Origin of the sequence: Polaribacter sp. Z022 (assembly GCF_023555495.1) — a bacterium.
Lineage (GTDB): Bacteria > Bacteroidota > Bacteroidia > Flavobacteriales > Flavobacteriaceae > Polaribacter.
In genome coordinates, this window is record NZ_JALCZO010000002.1 from 128,958 (window position 1) to 145,710 (window position 16,753).

The following is a 16,753-nucleotide window of genomic DNA, read 5'->3' on the forward strand; positions in this document are numbered from 1 at the left end:
TTATTATTTTACTAAACTTATTTTTTTATTCTCTTAAAGAATCGATTAATAAGTTTAGTAAAAAAGCAAATTCAGTAGTATTAAAACCTGAATCATTAGTACTAAAAGACATCGTTTTATATTTAGCACCAGTAACACCAGTTACACAATCTTCATTTTTACAAAATATTTGAACCTTTTTGTTTTCAGTTACAACATTAGCTTTAGAAATTTCTGAGATTAAAATTTTTGATTGTTTACCACCTTTAATGTTGCAATAAATATAGTCGTTATCAACAGAAAGAGGTCCATAGTAGCCACTATCAAAAGTTCTTAGAAAAGAGTTTATTGTTGTTAAATGTTCTTCATATTCTTGACTAAAAGTAACATTTGTAAAAGCAATAATTGTTATAAAAGTTAATATGGCTTTTTTCATTTTCGAAAATATTTTATTTCATGACAAGATATATAAACCAATTAATATTTTAAAATAAGAAATAAATTAATTCCATTTATCTCTTTGTTCTATTTGATGTTTATTATTAAAAATAGATTTATCTTCTTCGTTAATTGAGTTAGAAAACCCAAGCATAAAAGCTGTTATAATTAAAATTGTTTTCCTTTTTAACCAAAGTATTAAGAGTTTAGTTTTAGCTAAATAATTGTTTTTTTTATACATGTTATGAATGATAAATAGTGAAACTTATTTTTATCATCTATTGCTTTTCAGCATTTGCTTAAAAAAGAATTTTTAAGCGCTGTATAAAGTAGAAACTAAATTGTTAGAAGTAATTTTAGGAATTAAGAAAGTATGTTTTTTATTAGATAAAGCAATTTGTTGATACAATTGCTTCTGTAACTTTAGTGTTAGTTGAGTGCTGTTTTCAAAAGCACTTGTAACGTGAATACTTGTAAAGAAAAATGTAATATAATTATGGTAAGAATTCGTTTTATAAAAAACGATGAATTTGATGTTCTTAGCCCTAAAACTTTTGTGCTGATATGATTTTGAAGACTGGTAATAACTAGAAGAACTATGTTGAACATAAATAGAAGAATCTGCAACAGATAGAATCAGAATCAATAAAAAAACAAAGAAATGTTTTAGTTGCATTTAAAATCTATTTATTTAATTTAAAAACAAAGCCTCTTTGATAAAAAACAAAGAGGCTTTAAAATATACTTGTCATTGCGAATATAAAGAAGCAATCTCATTACTTAAAAGTAGATTGCTTTGTTACTAGCAATGATGATAATTACTTAATCAACTCGTAAGAACGTTTGATAAAGTTGGTTAACTCTTCTCCATGTAAAAGGTTTTGAGATAATTTTGCCAAATCAAAAGCTTGAGAAATTAATCCTTTTTGAGCTGCTTCATCTTTGTTGTTTAAGATATCAGAAACTAAAGGACTGTTTGTGTTTACAACTAAGTTGTACATGTCAGGAAAATTACCCATTCCCATCATTCCACCACCACCAGAAGCTTGCATTTCTTTCATTCTACGCATAAATTCTGGAACTGTAATTAAAAATGGAGAAGCATCAGAATCCATAGCTTCTAATTGAACTGTGTACGTTTCTTTAGGTACAGCAGCCTCAATAATTGGCTTTAATGTTTCTTTTTCTTCATCAGATAATTTAGAAATTACGTTATCGTCTTTCTTAATTAAATTATCAATATGATCTGCATCAACTCTAGTAAACTTTATTTTTTCTCCTGCACCTTCTAATTTTTGCATTAAATGAGAAATAATAGGAGAATCTAATAATAATACTTCATAACCTTTTGCAGTTGCATCTTGTATGTAACTGTGTTGTCCTTCTTTATGAGCAGCATATAAGATTACGTGGTTTCCATCTTTATCTGTCTGAGAATCTTTTGTTTTTTCAATCAATTCATCAAAAGTAAAGTAAGAATCTGCAACAGTTGGATACAAAGCAAATTTCTTAGCTTTATCAAAGAATTTATCTTCAGATAACATTCCGTATTCAATAATTACTTTAATGTCATTCCATTTTTTCTCAAAATCTGCTCTATCTTTTTTGAAAATAGAAGCTAATTTATCAGCTACTTTTTTGGTTATATAACCAGATATTTTCTTAACAGCTCCATCTGCTTGTAAACCAGAACGTGAAACGTTTAATGGAATGTCTGGAGAGTCGATTACACCTTTTAACATCTGTAAAAAGTCTGGTACAATTCCTTCTACATTATCAGTTACAAAAACTTGGTTTTGATACAATTGGATTTTGTCCTTTTGCATATCCATGTTTTGAGATAACTTAGGGAAAAATAAAATTCCTGTTAAGTTAAAAGGATAATCTACATTTAAATGAATGTGGAATAAAGACTCTTCAAATTGCATAGGATACAATTCTCTGTAAAAGTTTTCATAATCTTCATCACTTAAATCTGCAGGAGCTTTTGTCCAGGCAGGATTTGTGTTATTGATAATTTTATCAACTGTAATTTGTTTATGAGGCTCTGTAGTTTCTTTACCATCTTTATCTGTAGTGGTTGCTGGTGTAAACTCAGGATCGTTAATTTCTTTAGTTCCAAATTTAATTGGCACTTGGTTAAAACGATTGTATTTATTTAATAAACCTTCAATTTTACTATCTTCTAAAAACTCTAAAGAATCCTCTGCTACGTGTAAAATAATTTCTGTTCCTCTGTCAGATTTATCAGTTTCTACTAATGTATATTCTGGAGATCCATCACAAGTCCAATGTGCAGCAGGTTCATCTTTAAAAGATTTTGTTTTAATTTCTACTTTATCAGCAACCATAAATGCAGAGTAAAAACCTAAACCAAAATGCCCAATAATACCAGCTTCATTGTCTTTGTATTTGTCTAAAAATTCTTCTGCTCCAGAAAATGCAATTTGGTTGATGTATTTTTCAACTTCATCTGCAGTCATTCCTAAACCACGATCTTTAATTGTAATTGTTTTAGCATCTTTATCAATGCTTACTTCCATTTTAGTTTCACCTAATTCAGTTTTAGCTTCACCAATAGAAATAAGATGTTTTAATTTAGAAGTTGCATCTGTTCCATTAGAAATTAATTCACGTAAAAATATTTCGTGATCAGAATACAAGAATTTTTTAATCAGCGGAAAAATATTTTCTACTGATACATTAATGTTTCCTTTTGCCATTTTTATATATGTTTTGTTTTGGTTGATGTTATTCTAATTTGTCATTTCAATCTAAATGACAATTACAAATAACAATTTATAATTATTTTTATAGTTTACTATTTGTCAAAAAAAATACCAAAAATGGATTTGTGACAAGATGACATTTTTAATGACAAAAAATAGTAGTTTTAAGAATAACTACAAGATTTTGTAAACAAATTAGGCTTTTATAATAGAATTCATATTTTAGTAAATTGTAATCCTACAATTATTAAAAACTATAAATTATGGAGCCTATTAAAGATGAATTAAATTTAGAAGAAATTACGGCTATTTTTAATGCACAAAAAGCAAATCAATTTGTAGTTGCTAATCAACCTATAAAACAAAGAAGAAAGAAGTTGTTGGCTTTAAAAAAAGCTGTAGAAATTACATATAGAGATGCTATAAAAGAAGCTCTTTTTAAAGATATGGGAAAACCAAGTGCAGAAGTAGACCTGACTGAAATTTTTCCTATTACAAGTGAGATTAAGCATACTTTAAGTCATTTAAATTCATGGACTCATAAGCAAAGAGTTAGTACTCCAATAGCATTTTTAGGGGCTTCATCATATATAAAATACGAACCAAAAGGAGTTTGTTTAATTATTGCTCCTTGGAATTTTCCTGTAAATTTAACTTTAGCACCTTTGGTAAGTGCTATTGCAGCAGGTAATACTGTTGTTTTAAAACCATCAGAAATGACACCTCACACTTCTAAGGTTTTAAAAACTTTAGTTGCTGAAGTTTTTAATAATAACGAAGTTGCTTTAATTGAAGGAGCAGTACAAACATCTACAGATTTATTGTCTTTGCCTTTTAATCATATATTTTTTACAGGATCTCCTGCAATTGGAAAAATTGTAATGTCTGCAGCAGCAAAACATTTAACTTCTGTTACTTTAGAGTTAGGAGGAAAATCGCCAACAATTGTAGATGAAACAGCTTCAATAAAAAGTGCAGCCAAGAGAATTGCTTGGGGTAAATTTGTAAATGCAGGTCAAATTTGTATTGCGCCAGATTATATTTACGTTCATAAAAGTAAATACGAAGCTTTGGTTACAGAGTTTAAAAAAGTTTTGGATAGTTTTTATGACAATGATGCTAATACGTCTAAAAGTTATGCTTGTGTTGTAAATGAAAATCATAAAAGTAGAATTTCAAGTATTATTGAAGATGCTAAGAAACATGGAGCAACTATAGCTTATGGAGGTAAAATAGACAAAAATTCTGATGCAATAGAACCTACAGTTTTAACCAATGTAAGTATGGATTCTAGAGTAATGCAAGAAGAAATATTTGGGCCTATTTTACCAATAATTTCTTATGAAAACATAGAGGAAGTAATTGCAAGTGTAAACGCTAATGAAAAACCATTGGCACTATATATCTACAGTAAGAAAAACAAAAATGTGCAATATATTTTAAACAATACTAGAGCAGGAGGTTCTTGTATAAATAATAATGGTGTACATTTTTACAACAATAATTTACCTTTTGGAGGTTCTAATAATAGTGGAATTGGAAAATCGCACGGTTTTTTTGGGTTTCAAGAGTTTTCGAATGCAAGAGGTGTTTTAAAGCAAAATATACCTGGAGCGTTAGAAATATTAACACCACCATACACTAGTTTTAAAGAAAAAATTATTAATTTAACCATTAAATGGTTAAGCTAAAAAGCCCTATTATACAATATTGTAAAGGTGCTAAATATTGCTTATTTTAGCTAAGAACAAACTAACAATTAACTAAAAATATATATTATATGTACAATTCTAAAATTACCGGACTTGGGTATTATGTTCCTGATAATGTTGTAACCAACAATGATTTAAAGGAATTTATGGATACTTCTGATGAATGGATACAAGAAAGAACAGGAATTAAAGAGCGTAGATGGATTGATCCTAAAACAGAAGATACCACAGCAGTAATGGGTGCAAAAGCATCAAGAATTGCCATAGAAAGAGCTGGTTTAACAAAAGATGATATCGATTTTATAGTGTTTGCCACTTTAAGTCCAGATATGTATTTTCCAGGAGGTGGAGTGCAAGTACAAGATATTTTAGAAATGCCAACAATTGGAGCTTTAGATGTACGTAATCAATGTTCTGGTTTTATATATGCTATGTCTGTTGCAGACCAGTTTATAAAAACAGGAATGTATAAAAATATTTTAGTGATTGGTGCCGAAAATCATTCTGGTGGTTTAGAAAAATCAACAAGGGGTAGAGGTGTTACAGTTATTTTTGGTGATGGAGCAGGAGCTGCAGTTTTATCTAGATGTGAAGAGGAAGGAAAAGGAATTTTATCTTCTCATTTACATTCTGAAGGGAAACACGCTAAAGAATTGGTTTTAGAAGGTCCTTCTACAGGAAGATGGGTGCCTGAAATTTTAGAAAAAAATGATCCTGATGATACTTCTTATTATCCTTATATGAATGGACAGTTTGTTTTTAAACATGCCATTACTCGTTTTTCTGAAGCTATAGTAGAAGGTTTAGAAGCTAATAATTTACAGAAGGATGATATAAATATGTTAATTCCTCATCAAGCTAATTTACGTATTGCTCAGTTTATACAAAAGAAATTTAGATTGTCTGATGACCAGGTTTTTAACAACATAATGAAATATGGAAATACTACTGCTGCTTCTGTAATTATAGCGTTAACTGAAGCTTGGGAATTAGGAAAAATAAAAGATGGTGATTTGGTGGTTTTAGCTGCTTTTGGTAGCGGATTTACTTGGGGATCTGTTATAATGCGTTGGTAAAATTAAAATTAAAGATTAAAAAAAAGAGGTTTCAAAATATTTTGAAACCTCTTTTTTTTGTAAGCTTAAGATTGATTTAATAAATCCATCATTTTACTTCTCATATCTTTTTTAATTTTTGAATATTTTTTGTTTTTAGCCAAATTTGTCCATTCATGTGGATCTTTTTTGTGGTCATACAATTCTTCTTTACCACTTGTGTATAAAATATATCTATATCTTTTAGAACGTACAGAATAATTTTGTTTATCTATTTCAGAATTTTTAAAAAAACCTCTAACAACAGATAGTGCTACATCTGGTCCATTCCATTTAGAAGACTTAGGTTTTTCTAAAAAAGGTTTTAAACTAAATCCACTTAAAGGTTTTCCGTTTTTGCCTTTTATATTGCTAACATTTATATCGCAAAAATCAGTAATTGTAGGAAAAATATCAATTAAAGAAACAGGATTGTCAATTGTTTTTCCATGACTTTTTTTCATGTTAGGAGCTTTAATTACTAATGGAACTCTAGTGGTTTCTTCCCATAAATTGTTTTTGTATAAAAAACCTTTTTCTCCGTGATTATATCCATGGTCACTAGCTAAAATAATAATGGTGTTTTTGCTAAACTTACTTTTTTCTAAAGCATCTAAAACTTTACCTACTTGTTCATCAGCATAAGTAATACAAGCTAAATAGGCTTGTAAATATTTTCTTAAACCATAATTAATATCACCTTTATATGCTTTTTCTAAGTTTTGATAATGTTTACCCCAAGGAACATCCCAAGTAAAGGTTTCTCTATAATAAGTATCATCTGTATCATTTTTTTTAATCTTTGGAAGTTGAATTTTATCTACAGGGTACATGTCAAAATATTTCTTTGGAGCTACTAAAGGTGTGTGAGGTCTTACAAATCCAACTGCTAAAAAGAAAGGTTTATCTGTGTTGTTTTTCTCTAAAGATTCAATTTTATTTACAGCCCATTGTGCATGTAATTCATCATTCATTAAATCTCTATCATCTTCACTATTATATTTAAAATGTTTTCTTTCTGCAAGATTATACCATCCATTATAACCAGGAGAATTTGCATCTGCTGGCACATTTGGAACTTTATCTAAAGACATAAAAAGTCCGTCATTTCTATTGGTTGCATACTCTATAGGCATTAAAGGGTGAGGTGTAAATTCTTTTCCATTTTTATATCCTTTTCCATTAAATGGATATGGTCCAAAATCGTTTTTTACTCCATATTCTGTCCATTCAGATACTACTCTGTCATGCATTAGTTTACCAGTTCCATAACTATTATAACCATTTTCCCTCATGTAATTTGGCAAGGTTTTTACATCTTTTAAAACTTCATTTTTAGTCCATTTAAAAAACCAAAAATTACGGGAAACATGTGGATAAATACCTGTTAACATACTCGATCTTGAAGGTGCACAAATTGGAGCATTTGAATGGGCATTTGTAAAAACTGTTCCTTGTTTGGCTAGTTTGTCCATGTTTGGTGTTTTTACTTGTGGATGACCGCCTAAAAAACCTGTAAAGTCATTTAAATCGTCTAACATAATTAGAACCACATTCGGTTTTTCTTCTGATTGACTGAAACCAATACCAGATAAAGCTAATAGAAATATTGGCAATACGAATTTTATAATTTTTGTTTTCATTTTAATTATTTTTAAGCGAGTTCTGGATACATTTTCTTTTTCATTTTCAATTAAAAGAAAGCAATAGAACTGAGATTGTTTTTATAATTTTTCTTGTAATTCGATATCAATAAAACGATAAGAGCCACAAGGTATTTTTACTTTAACAGCTTTTGTGTTTTTTAAACTAAAGTTTTCGCCATTTAATAAATCTGTCATTTTTTTAGGTTTTGCAGTATGAAAAGTTACAGTAATTTCTTTATCACTAGGACTGATATAATCTCCATCTACAAGAGTTAAACGAATATGTTTTTTATCAGTTTGAGCAACTACCCAACCTACATTTCCAGAAACCGTTAAAGGCAATAATTTTGCTGATTTTTCAATATCTTTTTTAATGGTTTTGTAATACGTTTCTGCAGGAAATTTTTGCTTTCCATCTGCAGAAATGTAATTTCTACCATCTGTAATATATTCCTTTAAAATGTTTTTATAAATAGGATGTAATTTGTCTACCAATTTTCCACGAGGTTCATCTTTTTTAGCCAATGTTCCATTTTGAACAGGCGTAATCAAAACTAAACCATTGTTATAAGAAGGAATAAAATTTAAACGACGTTCTGTTTCATTAGCTGCATACTTTGAGAAATCCCATTCTGTAACAGGAGCTGCAGGCCAAGAACCATTTATACGTCCAAAAACCATTTTGTTCTTGTTTTCTTCTTCCTGACTAAATTCAATAATACTTTTTACTTTTGAACTTTCTAAATAATGATGATCTGGAGTAGTCATACTCAAATGCACAGGAGATAAACTCAACAATTCATTTCTGTTAGGTACATATAAAGCACCTTTTGCTATTAATTCCCAAACCACACTAAAATAATCTTGATCTACTGCAAAATTGTTAAAATGTGTTGCTCCATTTGCTGCTGCATAAATAATTTGACGCATTGCATGATTTGGCAATCGTTGAGAAGAAAATTGACGCAAACGATCGTAAGATGCATTGTCCATAATAGAACGTGTTCCCCATTGATTTACAGAACCACCTAACCAATAACCAACTCTACCTGCCACACTTAAATCCATAGATTTGTCTGAAGTTTCCTCCATAGTTGGAACAAAAATATCAGCAAATTCTCCAGATTGTAAACGAGACCACATTGGCATATACGCAGGTCCTTGCCAAAAAATATTTTTACAACGTAAATGAATGTTTACATTTTTATTTTTCCCATATTTTGCTAATGGATAGAGCATGTCATCTAAAACATACTTAAAATCTTTTGTATGATTTTCTAATTCAGGGAAAATAAAAACCATTTTTTTATCACCAGAAGCATCAATTAGTTTTCTTTTGGTTCTAGAACTGTAAAAGAATGGATCGTTTCCATGACCACCCCACATTGCTAATCCTTTATGATCTTTGAAAGCAACTGTTGTTTTTTCTAACACATCTGCTTCTGTCATTGTGTATTTTTTACGTCTGTCTCTTCTATCTCTGTAAAATTGATTCGGAATTGTATCTCTATTCCAATCTTTTGGATCTTGTGCAGTTGGGAAAAACTTAAAGGCTAAAAAAGAAGGTGAATCGTAATTAGAATTGACTTTATCAATTACAGGATGAGGATATGAGACATTTTTTTTGTTAATAGGTAAATCTGAAACAAAGAAAATGGGTTTTACATTGCGCTCCCAAGAAGGTTTTTTAAATTTTCTTAAATCTTTTCTTACTTTTTCTGTATTTGCTAAAATGGCTTCAATTTTTCCATGAGGTTCTAATTTTTCAAAAGCAGATTTCCATTTTTTATTTGTGTAATCAATAATATGAATACAACTTCCTCCACTTTGAACACTACCTAAAATAATTTTTTTATTGGCAGTATCATGCCACATATCATTGTAAGTGTATTTGTTTACTAAAATTTTATTGAGTTTTGTAAAATTATCAGCAAGCAATACAATTCTGCTCCCAGCTATAGTAAAATATTGGTGACTATTTCCATCTGAAATAATAGTAGTTTGTGGCACTAAATATGCATTTTTACCTAAAGCCATTCTATGTTTACGAGCATCAAAAGTTTGATTTACTTCTGATTCTAAATTGTAACGTAAAAATTTTGTGTCAGCTAGAATAGTAGAAGTACCTGCTAAAATTTCATTTTTTCCATTTCCAAAATATTTAGAAATACGAACATCTCCAATTGGCTTTTTATTTTTTAAAACGATTCTTTTGTAAGGTTTATCTGCTAAAGGTTCAAACAAATAAATAGCACCTTTGTGTTGCATAGAGTTTATTGCAGCCACCACAACTAAATTTTCTGAGCCATCAGCTTGTTTAGCAACTCTTAAAAAATTTGCAATATGAGTTTTTGATTTTCCATTTAATTTTCCAAATTTTTCTTTTGAATAAGTAGATGAAGCTAAGGTTTTAACCAATTTTCCTTTTGATGATAAATAGTAGATGTTTTTATCAAATCCACCACAAACCACATAAGCACTATTGTCTTTTTTAATGGCTGTAACAGCATACATTGGTGCATCATTTTTTTTGAATTTCCATAATAACTTTCCATTTTTATTTAAGCAGTACAAAGTACCATCTGCGTTTGCTGCTAAAATTTCATCATTACCATCACCAGTAATATCACTACACCAAACATCTTGGTTCATGAACCCAGAAAGTTTATTTTTCCATAGCGTTTTTCCATTATAATCTATAGCCAATAAAGTTCCTTTAAAACTACTGTTAACTATATAGTTTTTACCTTTTTTCTTAGCAATTCTTACTTTAGAAATAGTGTGTTTTGTATCTATACTTTTAATGCCGTCTTTTTCTATAATTTTATTTGAACTCTGTGCATTTGTAAAAAAAACAAATGCAAATAGAAAAACATAGACTGAAATGGATTTCATTTATTTTTATTTTAGTATTTATCATAGTAAAATAAAAATATTTAAGTCAATAAATTGTAGTTACTTGTATTTAGTGTGTTGTTATTAGTAAAAAAGAAATGTTTTAGTTGATTTGCTATTATTTTACGATATTAAATTTCATTAAAAAAGAAGGAATAGCCGTTAAAAATTGAGTTTCGCTAAACTAAAGACGTTTATGCAACGTTTTAATATTTTACAAACGTAGATAGCGAAATTGTATTTTTAAAAGTTTAGAATCAAGTTATTTTAGGTGGTTAATTTTTTTATTTGGTATTATGTACCATTTGTTTAACTTTCCAGTAAATAGATAATAAAGCCATAATACTAATGCAAATATCAAAGCCGAATAAATTTCAAAATCATTAATATCCTCATTTTTAACAAAATAAGTGATAACACACACAATTACCGAAATAAAACAAGCAATAAATAAAAATAAAATTTTGTTAATTAAATTTTTCATCCACAATATTCTATTACATAATATATTATTAATATTATTGCATATGTAATTGTTTTAAAAAAGATCTTTCTGTAAGGAAAATCATACATATTCTTATCATATTCTTTAGCTTCTAGAAAACCTTTAATTAAAGAATATATCATTACAATTATAACTATTATTATAAAATAATTCATAAATAAAAAATTTACAATACACCACCACTACTTTGAGTTTCATTATTTTCTCTATATTTCCTATTTCTAGATCTATTTTTTCCATTTCCAAAATCATATGAAAAACCTAAATAAACAGCACTATACTCTAAAGTATAATGTCCTGTTTGAGGAAATGGGTTTGTAGCTGCAAAATTTAATTTATAACCATCAAAAATATCTGTTCCTCTTAAAGTTATGGCCCCATTATCATCTAAAATAGACAATTGTGCAGCTGTGTTAATTACAAAATATGGGTCTACAACAAATTGTACACCTTCACTTTTACCTCTGTACACACTTGTTAATTGGAAACTAAGTTTATTAGTAGCTTTAAAACTATTGCTTAAACGCATGCTAAACAAAGTGTTTTTTCTTGTTTCTTGTACATTGTTAATTAAACCTTGGCTATCTTGTTCGTATAAATTTGTGCTTGGTATAAAGCGCCACCAATTGTTAAATTTAAAACTAGCAGAGAACTCTAATCCGTAACTTTTTGCAGTTTCAAAATTGGTGTAGGACAATAATTGTCTGTCTAAATTTGCATTATCTTTATTTATAATTCTCCCAATTTTATCTGAAGTATTTCTGTAAAAAGCTCCAAAAGAAAGATAGCCTTTTTTAGTGTTTTTGGTATAATTAAATTCTAAAGAATTGGTAAATTGCGGTTGCAACATTCTATTTCCCATAGAAGTTGTAAGAGGAGAAGTCCACTCTTGTATAGGTGTAACTTGTGCTATACTTGGTCTGTCAACTCTCCTGCTATAACCAATTTGAAATTCATTTTTTTTAGAAGCGTAAAAAGTAAAATAAGCAGATGGATAAATAGTGAAAATATTGTTGTTATAAGGCTCTATTTCTTGTTGTTCTGTATTTGTAAACAAACCATTAACCTTAAATTTTTCTAAACGTAAACCACCTTGAAAAGCTATTTTTTTATACTTTTTACTGTAATTTAAATATCCAGAATAAATATTTCTATCATAATTAAAAGTGGTGTTCCCTTTTAATTTTGTAGCTGGTATTTTACCAGTTTCAATTTCTTGATCTGTATTTATTGAATTGTAGGTGTTTTGCAATCTGGCTTCAAAACCTATTTCTAAAATTCCGTTTGCAATTGGTTTTGTATAATCTAAATTGGCTAAAAAAGTATCATCATTATTATTAATATTGTTGGTGTAATTATAAACTTTTGAAGTTGGATTTATCAATTCTGAAAAGAAACCTATTTGTGGATCTGTTGTTTTAGTATAGTTAATTTCTAACTCAAGATTTTGACCTTTATCATCTAAATCTAATTTATAATCTAAATTATACACTTGTTCATGGGTATCAAATTGTGATACGTTAGGAGCATTAAAAATAAGAGTGTTGTTCTCTAATACTTTTGTGGTTACACTAAAATCTGTATTTGCAAAATTTTGAGAAGTATAAAAAGATAAGGTATTTTTATTATTGATGTAAAAATCTAATCCTGCTTTAAAATAATTACTTGTTGAATTGTCTAAATAATCTATGTCTTGATTTAAACTTTTATCACTTCTTAAAAAATCTGAAAAAGTTTCAAAATCGCCTAAATCTAAAGCGTAATTTGTATAAATATTTATTTTTCCTGTTCTGTAGTTTAAATCAAAAGAAGTGTTTTGTCTGGTATTTATACTATGTTCTATTCCTAAATTTACTGTACCGTTAAAACCAATTACAGTGTTTTTTTTAAGAATAAAATTTATAATTCCACTCATACCTTCTGGATTGTATTTGGCAGAAGGATTTGTTATTAATTCTACACTTTTTACAGCAGTTGCAGGTATTTGTTTTAGTAATTTAGAAGCAGATAAGTTAGAGGGTTTACCATCTATTAAAACACTTACATTGCTATTACCTCTTAAGTTTATTGTTCCCGATTGAAAATTTACCTGAACAGAAGGTATGTTTTCTAATAATTGTAAAGAGTTTGTACCTGTTGCAGTTAAATCTGAACCAATATTAATTATTTTTCTATCTATTTTATTAACAATATTAGTAGCTTTAGTTTCTATAACTATTTCATCTAAATTATTTTCTTCTTCATTAAAATAAATAACATCTTCATTTACATGAGGATTTTTTTCTGTTAAGAGAATTGTTTTTTTAATTGTTTTGTACCCTAAAAAAGTAATTTCAACAAAAATAGATTGTAAAGGAAGATTATTAATAGAAAAATTTCCTTGCTGATTGGTAATACCACCAGAAATTATAGTTTGGTTTTTGTCTTTGCAAACAATGTAAACAAAAGGTAATGCTTTTGTAGTTTTAGAGTCTACAACTTTACCTTTATAACTACCATCTTTTTTTAAAACCTCTTCTTTGTCTTGAGCACAAAAAGGAAGTGATAAAAAAATAAGTAGTAGGGGAACATACTTTTTCATACTTTCTTTTTAAGTCTGTGCTTTTCATAGCATATAAAAAATACACAAACAGCCATAAAAGTAGTTAAATTTTAGTTAACAAAAAACCTCAAACATTGAAATTCAATATTTGAGGTTGTTATTTAGAATAAGTTTATTTTAATTAAAATGCACCACCACCTTGTTTAGTGTTGTCATCTCTTTGTCTTCTTCTTTTGGCTTTGTTTTTTCCAGAACCAAATCTGTAGTTAAAACCAAGATATGCAGTTCTGCTTTCCCAATTAAATTTACCATTTTGTACAAACGGATTTGTAGAATTAAAAGCAAATTTCATTCCTCTAAAAATATCGTTAACTCTTAAGCTAACTGTTCCTTTTCCTTTTAAAACATTTAAACTTGCACCTGTATTTACCATCCACATGTTTTCTACTTTCCATTGAATGTCTTGAGAAGGACCTCTATACATTGCAAATAATTGAAATCTTAAATTTTTAGAAGCTTTAAAACTATTACTTATTCTAGCATTAAAAACTTCGTTTGTAACTTCTATTCTTGGTGAGTTTTGAGCTACAATTCCAAATTGCTTTTGAGAGTAAAAATCCATACTAGAGTTTATTCTCCACCAATTATTTACCTTATAATTTAAAGACATTTCTAAACCATAAGAACTTGTATCTTCAAAGTTAGTAAATGATAATATTTGCTTTACATCTGGGTCTAAAGGGTCTGCATACGTTACACGTGAAATGTTATCGTTAATTTTTCTGTAAAAAGTTCCTAAAGTAACAGAACCATTTTTAATTTTACGAGTATAATTAACTTCGAAAGAATTAGTGAACTGAGGTAATAACTCAGGGTTACCAACAGAAGTAATTAAAGGAGTACTCCATTCTCTAATAGGGTTTAATTGTCCAATTCCTGGTCTGTCAACTCTTCTACTATAACTTAATTGAAATTGATTTTTATCTGATGCTGCATAAGTAAAAAATGCTGAAGGATAAACTGTGAAAATTTCGTCAGTTACTTTTTCTGTGCTAGCAGTTTCTTGGTTAAAAGTTCCTTCAATTTCATAATGTTCTAAACGAGCACCTAATTGCATGGTTAATTTTCCAAATTTATGACCATAATTTATATACCCAGAGTATATTTTTCTATCATAATTAAAAGAAGAATTACCAACTCTTTCATAACCAATAATTGCATTTGATAAATCTCTAACTTCTCTTTCTTGGTCTGTTAAATTAATGTTTGCAGTATTGTTAGTTCTATATTCTAAACCTAATTCTAATTTTCCGTCTTTAGAAACTGGGTTTGTATAATCTATATTAATTAAAGTATTACTTCTGTCGTTTTCAATATCGTTTGTATAATTAAAAACTTTATGGTCTAAATCTGTTACTAATTTTAAAGCATCTGTATTCATTGCGTCTTCAGGATTATCTGTTTTGCTATACGTTGCTTCAAATTCTAAATTATGACCTTCTTTTTCAAAGTCTATTTTATAATTTACATTATAAGTACCAGAGGTGTTTTTTTGATCTTGTATGTTTCTAGCGTTAGAAAGTAATGTACCATTGCCATTAATTAAAGTGCTTCCATTTCCACCTCCATCAAATTTATTTTGAGTGGTATAAAAAGATAAAGTGTTTTTATCGTTTAAGTAAATATCTGCACCAACTTTTAATAAGTGAGATTGATTTTTATTTATAAACTGAAAGTTTTGTTTTACATCATTTGATGGTCTATCTACAAAACCAAAGTTAAAATTATCACCACCATTGTAACCATAGTTAGCAAAGAAATTTACTTTTCCTGTTTTGTAATTTACATTGGTAGATGCATTGTAACGAACATAATGACCAGCTGTAATACCAGTGTTTACAGAACCATTAAAGCCCATGTTTGCGTTTTTATTTAAAATAATATTGATAATACCACTCATTCCTTCTGGGTTGTATTTTGCAGAAGGATTTGTAATTAATTCTACACTTTTAATAGAAGTAGAAGGAATTTGTTTTAGCAACTGAGCAGCAGAAATATTGGTTGGTTTTCCGTCTACTAAAACACGAACATTATCATTACCTCTTAAACTAATAGCTCCTGTTTGACTATCTACACTTACAGATTGTACATTGTTTAAAAGCTCTGAAGCAGTTGTACCTGCAGCAGTTAAATCTTTTCCAACATTTATTACTTTTCTATCTACTTTTTGAGTAACTGTAGAGGTTTCTGCTCTTACTACAACTTCATCTAAAGTAGCACTATCTTCTTCTAAGGCAATAGTACCTAAATTTAGTTTTTTGCTTTTATTAGTTATGCTAATTTTTTTAGAATATAATTTAAAGCCAATAAATTGAACCTCTACTAAACTATTTCCTTTAGGTATATCTCCAATTTTAAAGTTTCCATTTTCATCTGTAATTCCACCAGTAATTATTTTTTTAGCAAAATCTCTAATAACAATATTTACATAAGGTAAAGCTTCTTTAGAGTTCTTGTCAACTACTTTACCTGTAATAACACCAGGTTTGGCGAGTTCACTTTTGGGCATTTGTGCAAAGGAATTAGCAGACACTAATAGAATTGCAAATAGTATTAATTTTTTCATTTTGTGGTTGATTTTGTTTATATTGTTGAGTGATATATAGACGCATCAATTTCTATATTTGTTACAGGTATTAACTTTGTTTAACGTATTATTAACATATGAAAAAAGTAACATTAGTAGTAGGAGCATCTACAAACCCAAATAGATATTCAAATATTGCTATTAGAAGGTTGATAGATAAAAACGAAGCAGTTGTTGCCTTAGGACTTAGAAAAGGAAAAGTCTTTGATGTTGTTATTGATGACGAAAAAAAAGATTACAAAAATATTGATACTGTTACATTGTATTTAAATCCTAAAAGACAAGAAGCGTATTATAAATATATTATAGGTTTAAAACCTAGACGTGTTATTTTTAATCCTGGAACAGAAAATGATGAATTTATAAGGTTGTTGGTAGAAAATAATATTGAGGCAGAAGTTGCTTGTACTTTGGTTTTGTTAAGTACAAATCAATATTGAAAAATAAATTGAGTTGGTAAAAAACTCTTTCCTTTCAAATACTTTATTGTTTTAATAAATCTCTTTTGTTTATTAAAAACCAACTCAATTTACTTGTATGCAAAATTAATATATTGGTAAAAATTG

At 28.4% G+C, this 16,753-nt stretch carries 11 protein-coding genes; 3 read left to right on the plus strand and 8 right to left on the minus strand.

Annotated features, from left to right (window positions below; translation table 11 throughout):
- Positions 1–25: 25 nt before the first annotated feature.
- The 4 genes from MPF13_RS04375 to htpG all read right to left on the minus strand — a co-directional run bounded on the left by MPF13_RS04375 (position 26) and on the right by htpG (position 3,140).
- A complete protein-coding gene (locus MPF13_RS04375) occupies positions 26–415 on the minus strand; it encodes a hypothetical protein (RefSeq protein ID WP_249981109.1) in 390 nt (129 codons plus the stop codon).
- Between the two features lie 66 nt (positions 416–481).
- Positions 482–658 (minus strand): hypothetical protein, encoded by a 177-nt coding sequence (locus MPF13_RS04380; RefSeq protein ID WP_249981110.1) that lies wholly within the window; start codon positions 656–658, stop codon positions 482–484.
- Positions 659–730: 72 nt separating this feature from the next.
- Positions 731–1,093 (minus strand): hypothetical protein, encoded by a 363-nt coding sequence (locus tag MPF13_RS04385; protein ID WP_249981111.1) that lies wholly within the window; start codon positions 1,091–1,093, stop codon positions 731–733.
- A gap of 142 nt (positions 1,094–1,235) precedes the next feature.
- A complete protein-coding gene (gene htpG, locus MPF13_RS04390; protein WP_249981112.1) occupies positions 1,236–3,140 on the minus strand; it encodes a molecular chaperone HtpG in 1,905 nt (634 codons plus the stop codon).
- Between the two features lie 269 nt (positions 3,141–3,409).
- Here htpG and MPF13_RS04395 point away from each other — a divergent pair, with 269 nt between their 5' ends.
- Positions 3,410–4,837, plus strand: a complete 1,428-nt coding sequence (locus tag MPF13_RS04395; RefSeq protein ID WP_249981113.1) for an aldehyde dehydrogenase family protein — start codon at positions 3,410–3,412, stop codon at positions 4,835–4,837.
- Positions 4,838–4,926: 89 nt separating this feature from the next.
- Positions 4,927–5,934: a 3-oxoacyl-ACP synthase III family protein gene (locus tag MPF13_RS04400; protein ID WP_249981114.1), complete on the plus strand. Its 1,008-nt coding sequence runs from the start codon at positions 4,927–4,929 to the stop codon at positions 5,932–5,934.
- A gap of 65 nt (positions 5,935–5,999) precedes the next feature.
- On the opposite strand, the gene MPF13_RS04405 is transcribed toward MPF13_RS04400, so the two are convergent.
- From MPF13_RS04405 to MPF13_RS04420, 4 genes are all read right to left on the minus strand, one after another.
- Entirely contained in the window at positions 6,000–7,595 is a 1,596-nt protein-coding gene (locus MPF13_RS04405) for a sulfatase (RefSeq protein ID WP_249981115.1), read from the minus strand.
- An 81-nt stretch (positions 7,596–7,676) separates the two neighbouring features.
- The gene (locus MPF13_RS04410; RefSeq protein WP_249981116.1) at positions 7,677–10,493 is read right to left on the minus strand and encodes a PQQ-binding-like beta-propeller repeat protein; all 2,817 of its coding nucleotides are present in this window, start codon (positions 10,491–10,493) and stop codon (positions 7,677–7,679) included.
- 671 nt (positions 10,494–11,164) lie between these two features.
- Positions 11,165–13,579, minus strand: a complete 2,415-nt coding sequence (locus tag MPF13_RS04415) for a TonB-dependent receptor (protein WP_249981117.1) — start codon at positions 13,577–13,579, stop codon at positions 11,165–11,167.
- A gap of 142 nt (positions 13,580–13,721) precedes the next feature.
- A complete protein-coding gene (locus MPF13_RS04420; protein ID WP_249981118.1) occupies positions 13,722–16,166 on the minus strand; it encodes a TonB-dependent receptor in 2,445 nt (814 codons plus the stop codon).
- A gap of 98 nt (positions 16,167–16,264) precedes the next feature.
- On the opposite strand from MPF13_RS04420, the gene MPF13_RS04425 reads away from it, so the two are divergent.
- Positions 16,265–16,627: a CoA-binding protein gene (locus MPF13_RS04425; RefSeq protein ID WP_249981119.1), complete on the plus strand. Its 363-nt coding sequence runs from the start codon at positions 16,265–16,267 to the stop codon at positions 16,625–16,627.
- Positions 16,628–16,753: the final 126 nt, after the last annotated feature.